The sequence below is a fragment of the Arthrobacter sp. NPDC093128 genome, assembly GCF_040683875.1.
Classification (GTDB): domain Bacteria; phylum Actinomycetota; class Actinomycetes; order Actinomycetales; family Micrococcaceae; genus Arthrobacter.
In genome coordinates, this window is record NZ_JBFBEY010000018.1 from 58,759 (window position 1) to 79,136 (window position 20,378).

Annotated in this window: 17 protein-coding genes; 4 read left to right on the forward strand and 13 right to left on the reverse strand. The window is 67.3% G+C overall.

Going from position 1 to position 20,378, the window contains the following annotated elements; all coding sequences use genetic code 11:
* Positions 1-20: 20 nt before the first annotated feature.
* Positions 21-419, reverse strand: a complete 399-nt coding sequence (locus tag AB0N24_RS20005) for a hypothetical protein (RefSeq protein WP_364128032.1) — start codon at positions 417-419, stop codon at positions 21-23.
* Between the two features lie 161 nt (positions 420-580).
* On the opposite strand from AB0N24_RS20005, the gene AB0N24_RS20010 reads away from it, so the two are divergent.
* The 4 genes from AB0N24_RS20010 to AB0N24_RS20025 all read left to right on the forward strand — a co-directional run bounded on the left by AB0N24_RS20010 (position 581) and on the right by AB0N24_RS20025 (position 4,190).
* Entirely contained in the window at positions 581-757 is a 177-nt protein-coding gene (locus AB0N24_RS20010; RefSeq protein WP_104175021.1) for a CsbD family protein, read from the forward strand.
* 219 nt (positions 758-976) lie between these two features.
* Positions 977-1,924 carry an ATP-binding cassette domain-containing protein gene (locus AB0N24_RS20015; RefSeq protein WP_364128035.1) on the forward strand — a complete coding sequence of 316 codons (948 nt, stop codon included), beginning with the start codon at positions 977-979 and terminating at the stop codon, positions 1,922-1,924.
* Between the two features lie 2 nt (positions 1,925-1,926).
* Entirely contained in the window at positions 1,927-3,177 is a 1,251-nt protein-coding gene (locus AB0N24_RS20020) for an ABC transporter permease (protein ID WP_364128038.1), read from the forward strand.
* 29 nt (positions 3,178-3,206) lie between these two features.
* Positions 3,207-4,190, forward strand: a complete 984-nt coding sequence (locus AB0N24_RS20025; RefSeq protein WP_364128041.1) for a CapA family protein — start codon at positions 3,207-3,209, stop codon at positions 4,188-4,190.
* Here the strand turns inward: AB0N24_RS20025 and AB0N24_RS20030 are convergent.
* The 12 genes from AB0N24_RS20030 to AB0N24_RS20085 all read right to left on the reverse strand — a co-directional run bounded on the left by AB0N24_RS20030 (position 4,187) and on the right by AB0N24_RS20085 (position 20,365).
* Positions 4,187-4,393, reverse strand: a complete 207-nt coding sequence (locus AB0N24_RS20030) for a hypothetical protein (RefSeq protein ID WP_364128044.1) — start codon at positions 4,391-4,393, stop codon at positions 4,187-4,189. The genes AB0N24_RS20025 and AB0N24_RS20030 overlap by 4 nt on opposite strands.
* Positions 4,394-4,497: 104 nt before the next feature.
* Positions 4,498-5,223 carry a hypothetical protein gene (locus AB0N24_RS20035; RefSeq protein ID WP_364128047.1) on the reverse strand — a complete coding sequence of 242 codons (726 nt, stop codon included), beginning with the start codon at positions 5,221-5,223 and terminating at the stop codon, positions 4,498-4,500.
* 30 nt (positions 5,224-5,253) lie between these two features.
* Positions 5,254-6,132 carry a CPBP family intramembrane glutamic endopeptidase gene (locus tag AB0N24_RS20040; protein WP_364128051.1) on the reverse strand — a complete coding sequence of 293 codons (879 nt, stop codon included), beginning with the start codon at positions 6,130-6,132 and terminating at the stop codon, positions 5,254-5,256.
* Positions 6,133-6,233: 101 nt separating this feature from the next.
* Entirely contained in the window at positions 6,234-8,897 is a 2,664-nt protein-coding gene (gene mgtA / locus AB0N24_RS20045) for a magnesium-translocating P-type ATPase (RefSeq protein WP_364128053.1), read from the reverse strand.
* 46 nt (positions 8,898-8,943) lie between these two features.
* Entirely contained in the window at positions 8,944-11,037 is a 2,094-nt protein-coding gene (locus AB0N24_RS20050) for a S8 family serine peptidase (protein ID WP_364128056.1), read from the reverse strand.
* Between the two features lie 143 nt (positions 11,038-11,180).
* Complete coding sequence (locus AB0N24_RS20055) at positions 11,181-12,995, reverse strand: FAD-dependent oxidoreductase (RefSeq protein WP_364128059.1); 1,815 nt, start codon at positions 12,993-12,995, stop codon at positions 11,181-11,183.
* 25 nt (positions 12,996-13,020) lie between these two features.
* Positions 13,021-13,857: an aldo/keto reductase gene (locus tag AB0N24_RS20060; RefSeq protein WP_364128062.1), complete on the reverse strand. Its 837-nt coding sequence runs from the start codon at positions 13,855-13,857 to the stop codon at positions 13,021-13,023.
* Complete coding sequence (locus tag AB0N24_RS20065) at positions 13,854-14,690, reverse strand: TIM barrel protein (protein WP_364128065.1); 837 nt, start codon at positions 14,688-14,690, stop codon at positions 13,854-13,856. Before AB0N24_RS20065 ends, AB0N24_RS20060 begins: the two co-directional genes overlap by 4 nt.
* Positions 14,687-16,798 (reverse strand): FAD-dependent oxidoreductase, encoded by a 2,112-nt coding sequence (locus tag AB0N24_RS20070; protein WP_364128068.1) that lies wholly within the window; start codon positions 16,796-16,798, stop codon positions 14,687-14,689. The genes AB0N24_RS20065 and AB0N24_RS20070 overlap by 4 nt, the downstream gene beginning before the upstream one ends.
* 3 nt (positions 16,799-16,801) lie before the next feature.
* Positions 16,802-17,926, reverse strand: coding sequence for a Gfo/Idh/MocA family oxidoreductase (locus AB0N24_RS20075; RefSeq protein ID WP_364128070.1), 1,125 nt, complete (start codon positions 17,924-17,926; stop codon positions 16,802-16,804).
* Between the two features lie 75 nt (positions 17,927-18,001).
* On the reverse strand, positions 18,002-19,378 hold the full coding sequence (locus tag AB0N24_RS20080) for an MFS transporter (protein ID WP_364128072.1): 1,377 nt from the start codon (positions 19,376-19,378) through the stop codon (positions 18,002-18,004).
* Positions 19,379-19,534: 156 nt separating this feature from the next.
* Positions 19,535-20,365: an IclR family transcriptional regulator gene (locus tag AB0N24_RS20085; protein ID WP_364128075.1), complete on the reverse strand. Its 831-nt coding sequence runs from the start codon at positions 20,363-20,365 to the stop codon at positions 19,535-19,537.
* Positions 20,366-20,378: the final 13 nt, after the last annotated feature.

Genomic DNA, 20,378 nt, shown 5'->3' on the forward strand with positions numbered 1-20,378 from the left:
CGCCTTAGGCTGTCTGCACCCTAGAACATCGGCAGCAGGAAGCCGGCAACCATGGCTGCCGCCCCGATGCCGGTCAGGATCCAGCCAAGGACTCCGGCGGCTTCTCCCCGGACCTCCGGGGCGGTGGCCTGCCACCGGGTGGGCGTCTTCACCGCGTAATGAATGGTGACGGCGTCACCCGGCGCCATGTGACGGATGTCGTGCGGAGACATCGGCGCGTTGTGGACCTGGTAATGGTGGTCGAACCAGCGGAAGCCGACGCCGCTTTCGTCGGAGTAGACAACCCCCTCCGACTTGGTCCACTGATCCTCGAACCGCCTCATTGTCCCCACGGTCACCAGAAGTATCAGGCCGGCGGGCAGGCAAATCCAGGTCAGCACTTCCAGGATGGGGCCTGCAATGTCGAGAACTCCGGGCATGATCTTGATGGTACCGTTCCCGTGCGCCCGATGCGGGGCGGTGGACTTACAAGGACCTGAAAAGTCGGGTGGCAGAAAGCGCAGCCGGTTGCACCTAGGGTGGAGGGGCAACGGTCGGCATCCGCCCGCCTGCGACTGATCAACTGATTGAGGAAACAAACATGGGTTTGGGCGACAAGATCAAGAACGCAACCGAGAAGGCAATCGGCGAGGCCAAGGAAGCATTCGGCAAGCTGACCAACAACAGCAAGCTCGAGACCGAAGGCAAGATTGATCAGGGCACGGCCGACGCGAAGCACGCCGCCGAGGACGTCAAGGACACCATCAACGACAAGTAGTCGTTACCGGATGGCCGGGCCGCGGAGACTTCCGCGGCCCGGCCATTTTTTATGCCCTGCCGGAGGGAATGGCTCAAGTTGCCGTTCCAGGTTCCGGCCCGCGGCCCGGGACCTTCGCCCCTTCCGTTGGCGAGCATCCGCAGCCAGTCTGGTCACATGGCAGCCTGCCCCGGGGGAACAGACACCGGCGGGCAATGATCGGCACAGGCGGCGACAGCCATGGACGAGGCAGTGGTCCACATCAGCGGCTTCCGGATGGACTTCGCGGGAACCACCGTGGTCCGCGATCTGTCCTTCGACGTCCGAGCCGGCGAGACGTTCGGATTCCTGGGCAGCAACGGCTCAGGCAAGACCACCACCATCCGCGCCCTCCTGGGCCTCTACGAGCCCACGGCAGGGATCCTGCACGTCAACGGGCGGCCTTTCAAACCGGAACACGGCAGCCGGCTGGGCTACCTCCCGGAGGAACGCGGGCTCTACAAGAAGGAAAAGGTCATGGACGTCATGACCTACTTCGGCCGGCTCAAGGGCATGGACCGGCACGCCGCGCGGCAGTGGTCCCTGGCCTACCTGGACCGCGTGGACCTGTCCGGCAAGGCCGCCACCCAGGTGGACAAGCTCTCCAGCGGCGAGCAGCAGAAGGTCCAGCTCGGCGTAACCATCATGAACCGTCCCGAGCTCCTCATCCTGGACGAACCAACCAAGGGCTTCGATCCCGTGAACCGCCGGCTGCTGATGGACATCATCGCCGAGCAGAAGGACGACGGCGCCACGGTGGTGATGGTGACGCACCAGATGGAGGAAGTGGAGCGGCTCTGTGACCGCATCGTCCTCCTGAAGGACGGCACGTCCGAGGCCTACGGCACCATCGATGAGGTCCAGAACAGGTACGGCGGCAGGATTGTCCGAATCCGGCACTCAGGGCGCATTCCGGCCTCGCCCCACTATGCGGTGACGCTGGACGAAACCAACTATGCGGAACTGTCCATTTCGGACAACACCGATGAAGCGGCCGTCCTGCGGGAACTCATGGACGCCGGCGTGGTGATCCGCAGTTTCACCACCACCAAGATCTCGTTGGAGGACATCTTCATCCGCGTCTACGGCGAGCAGAACACCCCGTCGTCGCCAGTCGCCACCGGCGTGGGCATGAGGGCGGGGGCTTAGCCGTGGCGCAGCACAATCTGGGCACCGTGATCAGGTTCGAGTTCGTCCGTACCGTCACCAAGCCGCGCTTCTGGATCGGGACACTGTCCGTGCCCGTCATCATGGCCATCGTGTTCGGGCTGATTTTCCTCAGCAACACCAGCAGCAGCACCGCCGCCGAGGCCCAGCGGAACGCCCAGTTCAGCATCTCCTACGTGGATGCCTCCGGCCTGATCACTCCCGCCGACGCCGCCGCATTCGGCGCCACTGCGGCGGCTTCGTCCGAAGCCGGGATCCGCGACGTCCAGTCCGGTGCCGTCGAGGCCTTCTACGAGTTTCCGGCACATCCCGAGAACACCGCAGTGAAGGTGTTTGGGGCGGACAAGGGGGTGTTCGAGAACGGCAAGTACGCCGCCGTCGCCCAGGCCATGCTCGCCCGCGCCGTGGCCATGAGGATCGGCTCACTGCAGCTGTCCAACCTGGCGGCCGGGGCTGTGCAGGTGGAAACCGTCACGTACCAGGGCTCCGAAGTGGCCGGGGGCATGAACTCCGTGATTCCGCCACTTGCCTTCCTGGTGGTCTTTTACGGACTTGTGGTGCTCCTCGCGGGACAGATGCTGAATTCCACGCTGGAGGAAAAGGAGAACAGGGTCACCGAAATGATCCTGACCACGCTGAAGCCAACCACCCTCATCACCGGCAAGGTGCTGGCCCTGTTCATGGTGGGCGTTGTGCAGGTGGCCGTTTTCGCGTCCCCGGTCCTGATCGGCGCGCTCTTCTACCGTGACGCCCTGAGCATCCCCGAGTTCGAGGCGTCCCAACTGGTCTTCGACCCCGCCCGGATGGGCGTTGGCTTCCTGATCCTCGTGGGCGGCTTTGCCCTGTTCACCACCACCCTGGTGGCCATCGGCGCCGTGATGCCCACAGCCAAGGAGGCGGGTAATTTCATGGGCGTCATGATCGCCTTGATCTTCATTCCCTTCTATTCAGTCAGCCTGGTGGTCTCCGAGCCGCACTCGCCCATCGTGCAGGTGTTCACCTACTTTCCGTTCTCTGCGCCGGTCACGGCGCTGCTGCGGAACGCCTTCGGCTCACTGGGCATCTTTGAGGCAGCGATGGTGATTGCCGTACTCTACGTCGGGGCCGCAGTGATGCTCCGTGTGGCCGTGCGGCTCTTCCAGTACGGCTCGATCTCCTACACCTCAAAGGTCCGCATCAGGACCGCCCTCAAAGCGGGGTCCCGGCATGCTGTGGCCGGCCCGGCGGAGCCGTAGGCGTACTTTCGGAGGACCGGAGGCGCAACATGCGCTTGGTGTTGCTGGGTGACGTGATGCTGGGCCGGCTGGTGAACCAGCGGCTCAGATCGGCCACGCCTGCCTTCCCCTGGGGCGACACACTTTCCGTCCTGGCGCAGGCGGATATCAGGTTCGCCAACCTCGAATGCGTCCTGGCCGACGGCGGGACGCCGCAGCCGGGAAAGGTGTTTCATTTCCGCTCGGATGCCCGGAACGTGGCCGTCCTGACGGCGGCCGGCATCAGCGTCGTCTCCCTCGCCAACAACCACGTGCTGGACTACGGGGCGGACGCCTTGCGGGAGACCCTGCCAGCGCTGGACCGCAGCGGAATCCTGCACGCCGGTGCCGGGACGGACCACGAGACCGCCCGCCGGCCCGCGATCAGGCGGGTGGGCCGGACCGCCGTCGGGTTCATTGCCTTTACGGACAACCAGCCGGACTGGGAAGCCGGGCCGCGGCAGCCAGGGATCTACTACGTACCTGTGGACGAACAAGCCCGGGACGACACCCGGGTCCGGGAGCTGCTCTCGTTGGTCCGCCGCACCAAGGCCCGCGCGGACCTGCTGGTGGTTTCGGCGCACTGGGGCGGCAATTGGGGAGCCGATGTGCCGCCCGGGCACCGGCACCTGGGCAAATCCCTGGTCGACGCCGGGGCGGACGTGGTGTTCGGGCACTCAGCACATATCTTCCGCGGTGTGGAGATCCACCGCGGCCGGCCCGTCATCTACAGCGCCGGTGACTTCATTGACGACTATGCCGTGGATGCCGGGGAGCGCAACGACCAGTCCTTCATTTTCTGCGTGGAAACCGCCGGCGGCGTGCCCGTCCGGCTGCACCTCAATCCGACTGTCATCACCGGTTTCCAGGCGCGGCTGGCCGGGAAGAGCGCGCAACGGATCGCAACACGGATGCAGGGGCTGTGCGCCAAGCTGGGAACACGGAGTGAGTGGTCGGCCGAAACGAATGTGCTGGAAATACCGGTGCGCAGTTAGTCCCGTTTGTCCCGCTCGCTGAATTCCTCATCGAGGTCGTAGTGCCGGAATTCGGTCTCCGGGTTCGGTTCGCCCTCGGCCACATACTCGTAATCGAGTTGGCGCTGGACCTGGCTGTCGAGCACCTGAAGGTCCTTGTCCTCGACAGTGGAAAGATCCTCCGGAAACTCGTCTTCCGGGGTGAGATGCAGCTTCTCTGACATGTGGGGCCTCTCTTGGCCAGGAACTGGGGTGCTGTTGTGGCAGCATCCTGACTTCCCCAGATTATCCGCACCTGCCAGTGGGCGGAAGCCCGAAGAGCGGCAGCCTAGCCGGCGGAAGCCCCCGCGCCGGCCTTCCCGCGCCATGCCACCACGAGCAGCCATCCGGTCCAGGCAAGCATCAGCACAATTCCGCCCAGCGTGGGCAGCGCGTTGGACGCCGAAAACCCTTCCGTGCCGATGACCCAGCCCTGCGCCAGGTAGGCCACCCCGGACAGCGCCATCAGGTATCCGATGAACCGGGAGACCCTGCGCGTGGCGGCGATGGCGGCGCCGAACAGCAGGAGTGCCGCTCCCAGGACGAAGCTCTGGTAGCTCCGGACGCCCCACTCCAGCCACCGGATATCCTCCGCAGCGGCGAACCGCAGGGCCTTCTCCCCCTCGGCAGCGCCGGCCCAGGCATCCACGGCGTGCTTGAGGGCCACACCGTCCACACCCTGCAGGACGCCGTAGAGGGCCAGCGCCGCGATTGCCGCCACACTGCCCATCCGGATGGCCCAGGCCGAGGGCCCGTGCCGCACATTTAGGGCGTAGGCCAGCACGATCAATCCGCAGATGAGCAGCGCCATGCCGAGGAACTGGCCGAGGTGGACAGCTGTCCAGACGTCACTGGCCGCATATGCGGTGAACGCCGCGGTGTGGTCGTTGGCGCTGCCTGCCTCCGCATGCTGCAGTCCGGACAGCAGCGAGACGAGCACACCGGCGAGGATCAGCGTTGCGGACAGCCGCAGGTCCGGCCGGCGAAGCCTACTGCTGTCCCAAGAATCTTCCATGGCCGTCGCTTCCTCCCAGCCATCAGGCAGCTAGGGGTTTGCGGGCCTGACCGGCCGGATACGCCGCCGGCGCAGGGCATGTCCGCTGCTGCCCTGGCCGGTGGTCGGGGACCTGACGGCGAGGTAGGCCGCGACCGCCGCGGTCAGCACCACCACCGCCGGGATGAACTGCCACCAGTCCACTGTGTCCATGCTTTGGGACGCATTCATCGACCCGTGCAGGAGGCCCAAAATCAGGATGCTACCGCCTGTTGAGATGTAGGCCAGGCCCAGCAGGTAGCGCGCCACGAGGGCGAAGCCGAAGAGGACTCCCCACGAGAGGGCAACGTCCGCCCACGGCGTCGCCGCGAATCCGCGCTCCGCGAAGGCCTGGGGCAAATGGATCAGGGCGAAGGGAATAGCGGTCAGGAGAGAGCCTCCGAAGACGCCCTTCCGTTCCATGAGTCGCCGCTGGACCACGCCCGCCCACGCCAGTTCCTCCCAGATGTTGCCCAGCACGGCGCCGATGACCACGGCCTTCAGCAGGTAGAGGCCGGCGGTGGCGGCCCACCCGCTGCCCGGCTCACGGAGCGTGCCGGTCACGACGGCGGTCAGCAGCGTCAGGACCGGCAGGGCCAGCAACGCAATGACATACCAGCCGGCGCCCACGCGCCAGCGGACCACGCCGCTGAACAGGCGGCGAACCCCGGGGCGGCCGTCCGTTGCCGCCGTGACGAGGACCGCGGCCCCGAGCAGGACGAGCAGTTCCACCAGGAGCCCGGGAGTGACGTCCTGCAGCAACAGGATGGCGAGGCACTGAGCAAGCCATGCCAGCGGGATGGCAAGCAACAGGAACGCGGCGACGGGGTGTGCCGCGATCCGGGAACGGATGCTTCCGGCGGGTGCCGGTGCAGTGGATTCAACGCTCATGGGTGCCTCGGATTCAGGCCAAAATCACCAGATGCCAACAGCTGCAGATTACGCCAGATGCACCGCTGAATCCATGGTTTCCCGCCCGTCCCGGTGCCAGGTCAGCGGCCATGGGTGGTCCTGGTTTTCCTCTTCCGGCCGCCGCGGACCAGCTGTCCGTGGAGCGGGCGGGCCACCGGGGTGCTGAAGCGGGCTGCACGGCGGGAAATGTGGTGCGTTGGCCGCCTGCGCGGGATGATGGCAGGCCGGACCGGAGGCTGTTGGGCTGTGCGGGCGAAGAACCAGCTCTTGGCGAATTCAACCATCACCAAATACACCACGGTCATTCCCAGCAGCGCCAGGAAGAAGGGCGTGGGCAGCGGATCGAACCCCAGGACGCCGGCCAGCGGCGATATCGGAAGGAAGATGCCCAGCGCCACCACGCCCAGGGATGCAACCAGCAGGCCAGCGGAAGGGCGGCTCCGGAGGAAAGGAACCCGCCGGGTGCGGATGGCAAAGATGATGAGCGTTTGCGTGGCGATCGACTCGATGAACCAGCCTGCCCGGAATTCCCCAGGCACCGCGTGGAACGCGAACAGCATCAGGGCGAAGGTGGCGAAGTCGAAAAGGGAGCTGATGGGTCCGAAGAGGAACATAAAACGCCGGATGAAGCCGATGTTCCAGTGCGAGGGCGCCAGCAACTGCTCCTTGTCCACGCGGTCACCCGGGATGGCCAACTGGCCGGTGTCGTAGAGCAGGTTGTTCAGCAGGATCTGCCCTGGCAGCATCGGCAGAAAACTCAGGATGACGGACGCCGTGGCTGCACTGAACATGTTGCCAAAGTTGCTTGATGTTCCCATCAGCACGTACTTGATGGTGTTTGCGAAGATCCGCCGCCCTTCCATCACCCCCTCCGCCAGTACGCCCAGGTCCTTGTCGAGCAGCACAACGTCGGCGGCGTCCTTGGCCACATCAGTGGCGCTGTCCACGGAGATGCCGATGTCCGCCGCGTGCAAAGCCAACGCGTCATTGACGCCGTCGCCCATGAACCCGACGGACCCCCCGCTTTGGCGCAGCAGGCGGATGATCCGGGCCTTCTGCTCGGGCGAGACGCGGGCGAAGATGCTCGCCTCGCGTGCCGCCGCGGCCAGTTCGGCATCGGAGGGGGCCTCCACCTCGGCGCCGGTGAGCGTCCCGCCCGAGAGCACCCCGAGCTCAGCACAAACCTTCTCAGCGACCTTGGCATTGTCCCCGGTGGCGATCTTGACCGTGATGCCGAGCGCCTCGAGCTGGTCCAGTGACGCCCGGGCGTTGGTTTTGGGCCGGTCCAGGAAGACCAGCAACCCTTCCAGGACCAGGTCCTTCTCGTCGGACGGTTGAATTGCCGTCAACCCCCGGGCCGGCCGGCTCGCGACGGCCACAACGCGGGATCCCGCGTTGAACTGTTCCTCCAGCATCGCCTGCGCGCCTGCCGGCGTGGCCACGCAGAGCGCCAGGACATCTTCCGGCGAACCCTTGGTGACCAGCCGTGCCGGGCCCCCCTCTTCGCTGATCAGCACGCTGGTCCGGCGCCGCAGGTGGTCGAAGTCAATGACGTCGAGCCGCTCGTAGTTGTCCGGCCGGAACCCGGCCGCGTCGGCGGAAGCCCAGAGCGCCGCGTCCAGCGGGTTCAGTCCCACCGTGGAGACCTTCGATTCCGCGTAGTCCGCCTCCGTGGCGAGAAGCCCCAGCGTAAACACGGCATCCGGTGACACTCCGTCCCTGGCGGGCAACGCTGCGGTGAAGCTGATCCTGCCTTCGGTAAGGGTGCCGGTCTTATCTGTGACCAGCACATCCATGTCCCCGAGGTCCTCAATGCACACCAGCCGTTTGACCAGCACTTTGCGTTTGGCCAGTTGACGGGTGCCCGTGGCCAGGCTCGTGCTCACGACGGCCGGCAACAGCTGCGGCGTGATTCCGACGGCGATGGCCAGCGAAAACAGCAGGGATTCGATGACCGGCCGCTGCAATAGGAGATTGGCGATGAAGATCAGTGTGGTGAGAACGATGGCTACCTGCAGCAGCAGGTAGGAGAAGCGTTTCAGGCCGAGCTGGAACTCGGTCTGTGGCTGCCGCTCACCAAGTCCCAGGGCGATGCGGCCGAATTCGGCCCGCCCGCCCGTGGCCACTACCACCCCTGTGCAGCTCCCAGATTGGACCACGGTGCCCATGAACAGGCACGACGTCAGGTCCGCGAGCGCAACCGTACCGCGCACCGGCTCAGGGTCTTTGCTCACCGGCAGCGATTCGCCGGTCAGGATGCTTTCGTCGCAGAGCAGGTCCTTCGCCGTCAGCAGCCTCATGTCGGCCGGGATGATCGCACCAATGGCCAGATGCACGACGTCGCCGGGCACCAGGGCGGTAACGCCCACCTCGTCTATGGTCCCGTCGCGGAGAACCGCGGCAAGGTGGGTGACGCGTGAATGCAGGGCCTCGGCGGCGCGTTCGGCCCGGAATTCGTTGGTAAAGCCCAGACCGACACTGACCAGCAGGATCAGGCCAATCACGATGGAGTTTGTGGCATCCCCCAGAAAGAGCGACAGCCCGGCAGTGATGGTGAGGAGAATCAGGATGGGGCTGCCCAGTTGCCGGCCCAATACGGACCATCCGCTGGCTTGATGCGTCCGTACGGCGTTGGGGCCAAGTTCGGCCAGCCGTTTGGCGGCTTCCCCGCCTGTCAGTCCCGCACTGCCGGATCCCAGCTGGTCAAGGAGCTGTTCCACGGGAAGCTGGGCGGCATGCGCCATTGTCACTTGCCTGGGGAGTTGCTCCCGGACGTGGAGGTCCGGCACGTTAGGACAGCCGCCACACGTAGGCGTAGGGCTGCGGGAACTGGGTGATCCGGAAGGCCCGGACCACGATCTTGGCCTCCCCCGGCGGCATGCCCGTCCAGAGGACCTGTTCCACGTTGTTCCGGTGGTCGAAGCCGGCGGTGATGCCGGAGTTGCCGTGGCGTTCACTGCCGTCGGCCGCGAGCACAATGAGGTCCAGGTCGTTCTGCAACTGGGGGCCGGGCGGATCGGACCACACGAGGGTGATCTTCAGCGTCACCCCGGCGGCCGTGAGTTCCGGGTCCCCGGCCGGGCCCCGGTTCCGTCTCCCCTTGGCGGCAACCTTGGGGACCTCCTCGGGGATGTCGATGGTGAAGGAGTCCTCCTCCCCCTGCTCCAGCGGGCCGCCTTCACCCAGGCCCGCATTGCCCGGCTGCCCGGGAAGGACCACGGACCGGGAGAGGTTCACCCGGCCCCAGCCGGAGCTGCCGTTGGGCGATTCCCCGGCTTCGCTGGGGTTGTACTGGCCGGGCAGCACGTCGGCGCCGTTGATCAGGAGGGCTTTGATCAGTGCAGCGCTGGGCGCGGCGAGGCCGTTCTTCACCAGGGTCTCCCGCAGCACGGCGGCGCAGCCGGCAACCAGCGGGGTTGCCATGGAGGTGCCGGAATCGAAAAAGAACAGCGGGTCCGTGGACGTGCCGAAGGTGTTGCCCATCGGGGCGTTCCGTGAGAGCGCGGACAGGATGCTGGTTCCCGGCGCCACAACGTCGGGCTTGACGCGCCCCTCCTTGGTGGGCCCGCGGCTGGAGAAGGCCACCATCCCGTCCGGGTTGTTCGCCTGTTTGTCCCGCTTGACGGGATTCGCGGGGAAGTCTCCAGGCCAGTAGGTGCCGTAGGACGGCGCGAACTCCTTGCGGAGGCTTTCGCTGGCGCCCACGGTGATGCAGTTCTTCGCGGCGGACTGGGAACCGATGGAGTTCGAGTCCACCGTCCCGTCGCTGTTGCCGTCCACACCGTCGTTCCCGGCCGCAAAGCAGATCACCTGGTCCTGGTGGTTCCAGACGAATTCGTCGATTTCCCGCGAGCTCGCGTCATACGGGAGGTTCAGTCCGGGAACGCCCCAGGAGTTCGTGTGCACGCGGGCGCCGTCGTCGTAAGTCTTTTGGAAGAGGTCGTTGAGGTTGACAGGGATGCCGCCGAGGCCGCCGCTGGAGTCGAGGACGCTCTGCAGGATCAGCTGCGCCTCGGGCGCGGTTCCCTCAATGTCCCCGCCCATAGTGGCCGAGTTCCCACGTCCCAGTACGGAGCCTGCGACGTGGGTGCCGTGGCCGTGCGGATCGTCCGCCTTGTCCGGCGCTGTCCGGCCCAGCGCGTAGAGCGCCTGGACCCGCCCGGTGAACGCCGGATGCGGATTGGCGGCGTCGCCGGTGTCGAATCCGGTGTCAGCCACCGCCACCACCTCGCCGCCCCCTCGGTACGTGGTCCCGTTGAGCTGAACCTCGGCATTCAGGATTTCCCGTGCCACGTTGTTGAAGAGCTGGCGGTCGCGCACCGGGTGGATCTCGCGGATCTCATCGATTTTCGCGAGGTCGGGGAGCTGGCCCACCGAGGTGGTGATCCGCAGCTTGCCGGGTGTCACCGCCACCGCGTCCGGCTCCACCCGGGCTGCCGCGGCAACCCGCGCTATCAGGTCCGGGGTGGCCTCGATGCCCGGGTGCAGGAGCAGGTCCACGCGTTCCAGCCGGCGGTCCGGATGCGGTTCGTGGTCCGCCAGCGACCGGACGTTGCCCGCGTCCGCGCTGCGCGGCAGCAGGGGTGGCGGGATCTTGAAGACCCGGGAGTAGACGTCCGCCCAGCTCACGAACGGCAGGGCGCGCACCCGGTTCAGGTCTTTCGGCGGGAACGCGGCGAGGTAGGTGTTGTCCGAGACGTATTCCTGCATCTCGACGTCGATGCCCGCAAGTTCAGCGCGCTGTTCCGTTGTCAGCGGCTCGGCGGTTTGGATGAGGATGTGGTCCGACTCGGACGCGTCCTCGGCGACCAGCCCGGCGTCACGCAGGGCACGGTTCTGTTTGATCGGATCAATGGTGATGCCGTTGATGGTGATTTCAGACATGGAATTGTGCCTCCAAGCAATCCGCCGGAAATAGCGCGTCGGCAACTGCCTCGGCACCCGGCGGCCGGTTGCGCTCTAGAAGGAGACCCGGGCCCCGCCGAGCGACGGCCCCGGAAGGTGAGCGTCAGCTTACGCTCGGCACCCTAGGCGGTCAACGGCGCGTGGAAGACCGCCGGCAGTGCGCCGTCGTCCTCGTAGGTGGTGGCTCCGGCGAGGTCCCGTCCGGCGATGTACCCGAACGTGAGGGCGGGTCCCAGGTTGATGCCGCCGGCGGGGTAGTTTCCGCCCATCACGTTCGCCTGGTCGTTGCCTGCCACGTACAGGCCACCGATCGGCTGGCCGTCGGTATTCAGCACGCGTGAGCGGCCGTCGGCTTCCAGCCCGGCGAAGGTACCGAAACTGCCGGGCACCACACGGACCGCGTAGAACGGCCCTTTCTCGAGCGGGCCGAGTGCGGGGTTGGGCCGGGTCCCGGCATCCCCGCCATAGCGGTTGAAGGCCGTCTCGCCGCGGCCGAAATCCGGGTCCACGCCATCACGGGCGCTGCGGTTGAACTCCTCGACAGTGGCTTTGAGGCCGGCCGGGTCGATGCCGCACTTCGCCGCGAGCTCCTCGATGGTCCGGCCCTTCTTGAGGTAGCCGGAGCGCAGGTACGGGTACAGCAGGACCGGCAGCGGCTTGGCCACGCCCAGCGGGAACCTGCGGACGAACCGGCTGTCCGCGATCTGCCATGACTCGGCCGTGCCGCCCGCGGGGGTGGCTTCCATCAGCGCGGCCACGTAGTCGTAGTAGCCGTTGGCCTCGTTGACGAAGCGTTTGCCGTTCGCCAGGACGCCGATGCTGCCCGGCTTGGCGCGGTCCATGATGTGCGGGAAGGTCCCGGTCCGGCCGCTGCGGTACGGCACCAGCGATACGGGGCACCACGCGGCAGCGGACTTCACATCGGTCTTGAACCGTGCTCCCACGGCCTGGGCCAGGCTGATGCCGTCCCCGCTGGTTTCCTTGGGTGCCAGCGTCCAGTGCTCTCGGCCCGTGGGCGTGTGGGGGAAGAGCTCCTTCCGGCGCTGGATGTCGTTGGGGAAGCCGCCCGCGGCGAGCACTACACCGCGTGCTGCGTTGATCTGCACTTCACCGTCCGGGGAGCCGACGACGGCGCCGGTCACCTTGCCGGTGTCGTCGGTAAGCAGCCGCCTCGCAGGCGTGGAAACGCGGATGTCCACGCCCAGGTCGTCGGCGGACTTCATCAGGCGCCCGGTCAGGGCCGTGCCGTTGACCAGCTGCATGTTCCGCCGGTGCGTCAGCAGGTCCAGGATGTGGCGGCTCAGGCGCCAGCCGGCGTGGAGGATTCCTTTGGGATTTCCCCGCGAGGCGGAGAGGAACTTGGTGAGGTCCGGACCGGCCATGATGCCCATACCCAGGAAGGACGTCTCGTAGAGCTGGTGGCGCATCTTGCTCCGGAGTTCCGGACGGATCCGGCGGGCGTTGATCGGTTTTGGCCCCACCGAACGGTTGCCGGTGCCTGCACCCGGTACCTTGCCGTAGATGTCATTGATCCTGGCCCCCGGGACGAACTGCAGGGACGTCTTGGCCTGGAAGAAGCCGACCATGTGCGGCACGGCCTCGAGGAAGGCATCCACCTTGTCCGCCTGGTACTGCCCGCCCAGGGTGTGGCGCAGATAGGTGCGGAAGGTTTCCTTGTCCTCGTCCACGCCAGCCGCCCGGGCCAGCGGGTTGCCGGGGGTCCAGGCCCAGCCGCCGGACCAGGACGTGGCGCCGCCGCAGACATCCGCCTTCTCCACCACGATGACCCGGAGGCCGTGGTAGGCAGCGGTGACGGCTGCGGACAGCCCGCCGGCGCCGGATCCGACCACCAGGACATCGCAGTCCAGGGCGGAAGGCCGGCGGTCCTGTTCCGGTGTGGAGGCCGGCGCCGTGGTGGAGTCGGTGCTCGCGTTCATGGGGTTCTCCATTGTCTTTCGTTCTCTAGTGTCCGTAGTTGTCTGAATCGAGCCACGGCGGAGCGCCGGTTTCCAGTGCACTAATGGCCGCCAGCTGGACCGGCGTCAGCTCGAAGCCGAAGACGTCCAGGTTCTGCCGCTGCCGGGCGTCGCTGGCGGATTTCGGCGTGGCGATCCGGCCCTGCTGCACATGCCAGCGGAGCACGATCTGCCCGGGCGTCCTGCCCAGTTCCCGTGCCGGCCCGGTGATGGCCGGGCTCGCCATGAAGTCCCCGTTGCGGCCCAGCGGGCTGTACGCGCCCGTGGTGATGCCGTGCTCCCGGTGGAACGCGAGCTGTTCCGGCTGGCCGTGGGCGGGGTCCACCTGCACCTGGTTCACCGGCACCGTCAGCCCGGCAGCCAGGACTCTGCGCAGGTGGGAAGGCTTGAAGTTTGAGACACCCCAGGCACGGATGGACCCGTCATCCGCCAGTTGCTGGAGGCCTTTGCAGGCTTCGACGAAGCGGCCCAGCGCGGGGTTGGGCCAGTGGACCAGGAACAGGTCCAGGTAGTCGACGCCCAGCCGCCCCGCGGAGCGCTCAAAAGCGGCGCGGACCCCGCCCCGGCTGTGCCAGTCCTTGTTGAACTTGGTGGTGATGAAGAGGTCCTCCCGGGCAATCCCGCTGCGCCGGATGCCCTCGCCGACGGCGTCTTCGTTGCCGTAGTTTTCGGCGGTGTCGATGTGGCGGTAGCCGTTGCCGATGGCGCGCTCCACGGCGTCCGCGGCTTCCTCGCCCGCCATCGGCCAGGTGCCCAGCCCGATCAGCGGGACGCGGACTCCGGCGGTGAGCGCCGCCGTCGTCCTTTCCAGTACTTCGCTCATTTAGCTCCTGCTTTCTGAAGGCTGTCCGCCGCCTGCAGCACGGCGTCGGAAGCGGCCTTGAGGGTCCGGGCCCAGCCCAGGCCGCCGAGTTGGGCAACGCGCCGGTCCGACGGCGTCTCCACGCTCACGGGGGTTCCGGCAGGGAAGGCCGCCACCAGTGCGGCGAGATCGAACTCGCCCTCGCCGGGAACGCCGCGCTCTGAACGGGACTCGGCCACGAGGCCCTCGCGTCCTGCGGGCCGCAGAGCCGGGCCGTCGCACAGCTGCACCAGCGGGACGAGGTCCACGCTGCCGGCCAGCTGGTCCTGGGTGCCGCCGAAGCGGTTAAAGTGCAACGCGTCCACCACCACCTGGCAGCCTGCCTGGCGTGCGAGCTCCGCCGCGGCGCGGAGGGACTGTACCGGTTGGTAGGAGATCGGCTCCAGCGTAGGCACTATGCCGAACCCCTGACCGTCTTCCGTCATCCGGGCGAGGGTGTCCGCCAATCGGGAGGCGTCCGCGTCGGCTCCGGCGACGGTCAGCGAACTGGCGCCCAGGGCCTGGCCTGCTGCCATCATCCGCAGCCAGGCGTCGCGCTGCTCGCTTCCGTCCAGGAGCAGGAACTCGATGTCCTTCACCGTCACCCCGGTGTCCCTCATCCGCGCCAGGGTTTCCTTCAGCATGGGCGAACCCGGCTGCAGGTTGTAGGCGCGCTCGGTGCCGGTAACCGGCCGCACGCGTGCGCCGATGAAGTCGAAGCCCGCTTCAGCGGCAATGGCCACGAGGTCCGGCGGTGCCGTCCCCACGAGGGAAAGCTGGGCCAGGCCCACCTGGCGGCGTGGGGAGGGTGTCATGAGGCTGCTCCGTTCATGGTGAGTTCGCGGTTTGCGATGCGGCTGGAGTGGCTGCCGGCGGGTGCGTGGGCCGGCGCATGTTCAGCCAGGGCAGCGGCCACGCGCTGGGCGGCGTCGTAGCCGCTCTTCACGGCGTGGGAGGCGATGGCCGGGGTATGGTCCACGACCGTCCCGGCGAGGGTCACGGGAACCCCGGCCGCGAGGCTGAGCCCGGCGTCGCGTTCACGGGCCGGCACGGAGCCGTCCAGCGGAGCGACGGAACGGGAGACCAGCAGCTCCCCGGGGGCGTCCAGCCACTCACCTCCGTCCCGCCCGTCGGGGCCGCCGGCCGAGCTGACGCGGACCCGGGCGCCGTCATACTCCTCGATGGTGGCGCCGAGGCGGATCCGGACGCGCGGATTGGCTTGGAGCCGTGGCACGGCCAGGATCTTGGCGCGGCGCCCGGCTTCGGGTGCCATGACTTCCTGCGGGCCCACCAGCAGCACGGCGGTGCCGCGGTCCGCCAGTGTGTCCGCCACTGTCATGGCCACGGAATCCGCGCCCCAGATGGTCACGGCCCCGGGGATGTACTTGCCGTCCAGAACCCCGGCGTGGGCAGCCAGCCAGTCACGCACGTCCAGGACATTCGGCGACTCATCGCCGGGGAAGCCGGCGGCGGGGCGGAGGCCGCCGGTGGCGAGCACGACGGCGTCGGCGCCGGTTTCGCGGACCAGCGCACCGACGTCGCCGGTGTCCACGTGCGTGCCCAGCCGGACGTCAATGCCGAGCCGTGCGTTCTCCTCCGCCGACCACTCAGCGAAGCGGTGGAAGTCCGGGGTGGACTTCATCCGCTCGGCCAGGGCGAACTGGCCGCCGGGGCGGGCGCCGTCGTCGAGCACGGTCACTTTCGCGCCGGCTTCGGCGAGTTCGCGGGCGGCGGTGAGGCCGGCGGGACCCGCCCCCACCACCACCACACGGGAGCCTTCGCGCACGGCGGGCGTGGGGACGGGGACGCGGGAGCGGCCGACGGCCGGGTTGACCGTGCACGTGACCTGGCCGAGCCCCAGGTTGTCGATGCAGACGTTGCAGGCGATGCACGGGCGGTAGCTCTCGCCGTGCAGCACGCCTCCGACGAAGGCGGGGTCGGCGTGGATGGCTCGGGCCAGGCTGACGAAGTCACAGGTGCCGTCGCCGAGGACCTCTTCGATGATGGCCGGGGAGTTCAGTCGGCCGGCCATACCCAGCGGGAGCCCGAACCGGCGGTACGCCTTGGCATAGTCGGCCAAGATGCCCGGCTTCCATTCGCCGGACTGGACAATCCATTCGCCGGCCTCGTAGCTGCCGGCGGAGATGTCCAGGAAGTCGAGGTGTTCCATGTGCGCCTTGGCGATGATCTCCAGTTGCTGCTCCGCCGTGATGCCGTCCGCCGGGCCTTCCACCACGGAAACACGCATGCCGATGATGGCATCCGGAGCTGCCCGGCGGACTTCGTCGATCACCAGGTTCATGAAGCGCTCCGGGGCGGCGAACTCGTCCTGGCGGTGGTTGGACAGCGGAGACATGAACTGATGGATGAGGTAGCCGTGGGCGCCGTGGATGTTGATGGCATCGAAGCCGGCGTCCACGCCCCGGCGGGCAGCATGGCCGTACGCCGCCGCAAGGTCCTGGCACTCCGCGGCGGTCAGTTCGCGCGGCACCTCGCCGCCGGCCACTTCACACGGCACCGGCGACGGCGCCAGGTTCTTGAACCCGGACACCGCGGCTTGGGCGGTGCGGCCGCCGTGGTTGAGCTCGACGGCGGCGAGGGCGCCTTCGGCGTGCAGCGCGTCGGTGAGTTTGCGCAGCCCTGGGATCATGGCATCCGTGTGCAGGCCCAGCTGGTGGGTGCGGCCCTTGCCGTCGGCGCGGACATAGGTAGCCTCGGTGGTCACCATGCCCAGGCCTGCCTTGGCCCGCGTCACGAGATAGTCGACGTATTGCTCGGTGATGTGGCCGTCCGTGGTGCCGTAGTTTCGCTCCATCGGTGCGGAGGCCAGCCGGTTGCGGAGGGTCCGCGGGGGGCGGCCGTTGCGGCCCAGAGTGAGGGGGCGGGCGGCGTAGCGGCGTTCCTGAATGCTGTCCTCGGCCATGCCTTAGCCTGCGACTTTCGCGGAGACCCCGGCAGGGACCTGAGCCCCGGCGAAGCGGACAGGCAGCCCGGTACGTGAGGATTCGTAGACCGCCAGAAGGATCCGAAGCGACTTGAGGGCATCCCTACCGGTGATGGCCGGTTCGCCGTCGGTTTCCAGGGCACGCACAAAATCCCGTACCTGGCTGGTGTGGTGCGGAATCAGCTGCCTGTTGATCGTTGAGAGATCAACATTGGGCTCCACGCCGTCAGGATGAACAGGGTCCACGACGATCTTTTCGCCGACTGCCCACAGGTCAAGCCGCCCGTCGCTTCCTTCCGGGAACTCCGTCAGTGAGGCCGAGGCGCCGGTTTCACCCGTGACCCGAAGCTGGATTCCCAGGTTGGGTGAGACTGCCGTTGATGCTTCCAGGGTTGCCATCGCTCCCGAGGTGAAGGTGATGACGGCCGTGGCCGAATCTTCCACCTCTATGTAGTCCCCGTGCCGGTAGGTGTTGACCTTCCCGTAGACCTCGGCGACATCGCCGAGGTACCACTGCAGCAGATCGATCTGGTGGATGGCCTGCGTCATCAGCACGCCGCCGCCGTCGTTGTCCCAGGTCCCCCGCCACGCGTCGCGGGAGTAGTACTCCGGGGAACGGTGCAGCATCACGGAACACTGGGCCATGATGGCCTGGCCCAGCGTTCCATCGTCGATGGCGGAGCGGATCCGCTGGGCCGCGGGCCAGAAGCGGCGCTGGAAGAGGACGCCCAGCCGGACTCCCGCTTCCTCGCACGCAGCGACCATACGTTCCGCCGCGTCCAGCTTGGTGGCGATCGGCTTTTCGCACAGCACGTGGACTCCGGCGGCAGCCGCCTGCAGCACCACTTCCTCGTGCGTTGGGTGCGGCGTGCAGACCGAAATGATGTCCACGCCGAGGTCCAGCAGCTCGGCCACGGTGTTCACAGCGTTCGGAACATCCCAGGATTCGGCGGTGGCACCGGCCCGGTCCAGGTCGATGTCGCAGACCCCGACGATCCGGACGTTGTCCAGGGCGCCGAAGGCCTCGAGGTGGTTGCGGGAGATCGCGCCGCAGCCGACGATGCCGACGCGGAAGGTGCGGGTGCTGGCGAATGCTGATGAAGTCACGGGAGGATCAACTTTCTGGTGCGTGAGTGGGTGGGAGGGCGGGACGCTGGGCGGCAGGTACAGGGCCGGAAGGCGCTACGCGGACATGCTGCGCTTGCGGGGCAGGCCGAGCTCTTCGAGCGGGGTCTTGTGGGTTTCCCGCGCCGTCGCGATGGCGATGGCTGAGACTGCCAGGCAGACCACCGTGAAACTGGCCACGGGGATCCAGCCGCCGGGGCCCGGCTGTGCCAGCATCGTGGCGATGACCGGGGCGAACCCGGTGAGGATCAGGCCCACCTGGCTGCCGATGGCCATCCCTGAGTAGCGGACCGCTGCGGGGAACATCTCGGGGAAGAAGACCGTCCAGACGCCGTTCCAGCAGGAGTAGAACACGCTCATGTTCAGGAACCCGAAGACGAAGATCATGGCGACGTTGTGCTCGCTGATGGCCCAGAAGTAGCCGAAGGACGTGACAGCGCAGCCGAGGGCGCCAACCAGGAGCACCTTCTTGCGGCCGAGCCTGTCCGAGATGATGCCGGCCAGCGGGATGGTGAACATGGACAGTCCGATGGTGACGGCGTTGACGCTGAGCATCAGGGTCCGGTCCAGCCCGATGGAGGGTCCCGTGGCATAGGCCAGGGCGTAGACGGTGAAGGTGGTCTGCATGACGGAGAACAGCATGACGAGGGCGACGCGAAGCACGTCGCGCCACTGGGTTTTCAGCACCTCGGCAGCCGGGATGCCCTGGGGCGTTTTCGATTCCACGGCCTCTTCGAAGACCGGCGGTTCCTCCAGGCGGGTACGGATCCAGTAGGCGACCCCGAGGACCACCACGGAGAGCCAGAACGGGATACGCCAGCCCCAGCTGAGCAGCTGGTCTTCCGGGAGGGCGGCCAGCGGGATGAAGACCACCGTGGAGAGCACCATGCCGGAGGCGTAGCCGGTCATCACGAAGCTGGTGAAGAACCCGCGGCGGCCTTCCGGGGAGTGCTCCATGGTCAGGGTGGACGCACCGGCGGCCTCGGCGCCGGCGGAGAAGCCCTGCGCCAGGCGGCCAACGAGCAGCAGTGCCGTGGCCCAGTAGCCGATCTGGCCGTACGTGGGCAGGAAGCCGATGCCGATGGAGGCGACGCCCATGATCACCAGGGTGATCATCAGGGCCTGTTTGCGTCCGATCTTGTCGCCGAAGTGGCTCATCACGATGCCGCCAAGCGGCCGGGCCAGGTAGCCGACGCCGAACGTGGCCATGGCACCGAGCAGGGCCACGACCGGGTCGCCGCCGGGGAAGAAGATCTTGGGGAAGACCAGGGCCGCGGCTGTTCCGTAGATGAAGAAGTCGTAGTACTCCAGGGTGGAACCCAGGAAGGAGGCCAGGGCTGCCTTCTTGGGCATTTTGGCGGGAGGGGTTTCCGTCCCGTCCAGGCCGGCGGCTTGCTGGGTAGCTGCCGTCGGGGGCTGCATTAGGTGTCCCATAGTGTCTCCTCATTGAGTGTCACGGGGTTGAATGGTGGTGGCCGGCGCCAGCTTGAATGGCGTTCCGGTGGGAAGTTTCGAAGCCGCGGCTCTGAAGAAAAACTGTATGAGCGGCGTCACGAACTGCGGCGCAGAATCCCATTCAACGGGACGCGACTAGTTCGCCGTGTCCCGGGTTTTGAGGTCCTGGCGGTCCGACTCCAGCCACGGCCGGGTGCCGTAGGGGCGGCGTTCCGCGCCCATGGTGCGGGACAGGCCGCGGCCGGCCGCTACCAGGACGGGAAGGATGACATGGGGGTTCTCATGTGCCGTGGGAAGCACGACGGCGATGGCACCGATCACGCGGTTTCCCTCACCGAAGACCGGCACCGCGTAGGCAGTGTTCTCCGGTACCAGGACCCCGGCCATCCGGACATAGCCCCGCTCCCTGATCAGCGCCAGATGCGCCCGGACTTTGACGGGGTCCGTTTCCGTATTCGGCGTGGTCTTCTCCAGCGGGCCGGCGAGGAAGCGCTCCTGCACGTGGCGGGGCATGTGCGCCAACATGGCCATGCCGGATGTCGTGTTGTGGATGTCCAGCCTGCCCGCCACCGCTGCCAGGTTGGTTGCCGTGCCGTGCTGGTCCAGCTGTTCCAGGTACAGCACGCTCCGGGACTCGACATCCGGGATGGACAGCGACACCTGTTCGCGGACGGCGGCGTGGACGCCTTCCAGGAAGGGAAGGCCCCGGCGCCGGAACTCCTCCAGGGGGTTGCTGCGGGAGGCGAGTTCCCACATCTTCATGCCCACGCCGTAGTCCCCGGCCTCGCCGCGGTTCAGTAGCCCGCTGTCCACGAGATCGTTGGCCAGGCGGTGGGCCGTGCTGCTGGACATCCCGGTGATGTGCACCAGTTCGCGGAGCGTCAGCCTCGGATGGCCCTTGGAGAAGGCGTCCAGGATCTTCACGACGCGCTGGATGACGGACTCCCCCGATGCGGAGTTCGCCATGGTTCCTCCCGGG

Excerpts from the sequence above, each read along its gene's own strand:
- AB0N24_RS20070 (WP_364128068.1), bottom strand. The coding sequence starts at position 16,798 with ATGGCCGAGGACAGCATTCAGGAACGCCGCTACGCCGCCCGCCCCCTC.
- AB0N24_RS20010 (WP_104175021.1), top strand. The coding sequence starts at position 581 with ATGGGTTTGGGCGACAAGATCAAGAACGCAACCGAGAAGGCAATCGGC.
- AB0N24_RS20060 (WP_364128062.1), bottom strand. The coding sequence starts at position 13,857 with ATGAGCGAAGTACTGGAAAGGACGACGGCGGCGCTCACCGCCGGAGTC.
- AB0N24_RS20030 (WP_364128044.1), bottom strand. The coding sequence starts at position 4,393 with ATGTCAGAGAAGCTGCATCTCACCCCGGAAGACGAGTTTCCGGAGGAT.
- AB0N24_RS20005 (WP_364128032.1), bottom strand. The coding sequence starts at position 419 with ATGCCCGGAGTTCTCGACATTGCAGGCCCCATCCTGGAAGTGCTGACC.
- AB0N24_RS20085 (WP_364128075.1), bottom strand. The coding sequence starts at position 20,365 with ATGGCGAACTCCGCATCGGGGGAGTCCGTCATCCAGCGCGTCGTGAAG.
- AB0N24_RS20065 (WP_364128065.1), bottom strand. The coding sequence starts at position 14,690 with ATGACACCCTCCCCACGCCGCCAGGTGGGCCTGGCCCAGCTTTCCCTC.
- AB0N24_RS20015 (WP_364128035.1), top strand. The coding sequence starts at position 977 with ATGGACGAGGCAGTGGTCCACATCAGCGGCTTCCGGATGGACTTCGCG.
- AB0N24_RS20050 (WP_364128056.1), bottom strand. The coding sequence starts at position 11,037 with ATGTCTGAAATCACCATCAACGGCATCACCATTGATCCGATCAAACAG.
- AB0N24_RS20055 (WP_364128059.1), bottom strand. The coding sequence starts at position 12,995 with ATGAACGCGAGCACCGACTCCACCACGGCGCCGGCCTCCACACCGGAA.
- AB0N24_RS20025 (WP_364128041.1), top strand. The coding sequence starts at position 3,207 with ATGCGCTTGGTGTTGCTGGGTGACGTGATGCTGGGCCGGCTGGTGAAC.
- AB0N24_RS20035 (WP_364128047.1), bottom strand. The coding sequence starts at position 5,223 with ATGGAAGATTCTTGGGACAGCAGTAGGCTTCGCCGGCCGGACCTGCGG.
- mgtA (WP_364128053.1), bottom strand. The coding sequence starts at position 8,897 with ATGGCGCATGCCGCCCAGCTTCCCGTGGAACAGCTCCTTGACCAGCTG.
- AB0N24_RS20040 (WP_364128051.1), bottom strand. The coding sequence starts at position 6,132 with ATGAGCGTTGAATCCACTGCACCGGCACCCGCCGGAAGCATCCGTTCC.
- AB0N24_RS20080 (WP_364128072.1), bottom strand. The coding sequence starts at position 19,378 with ATGGGACACCTAATGCAGCCCCCGACGGCAGCTACCCAGCAAGCCGCC.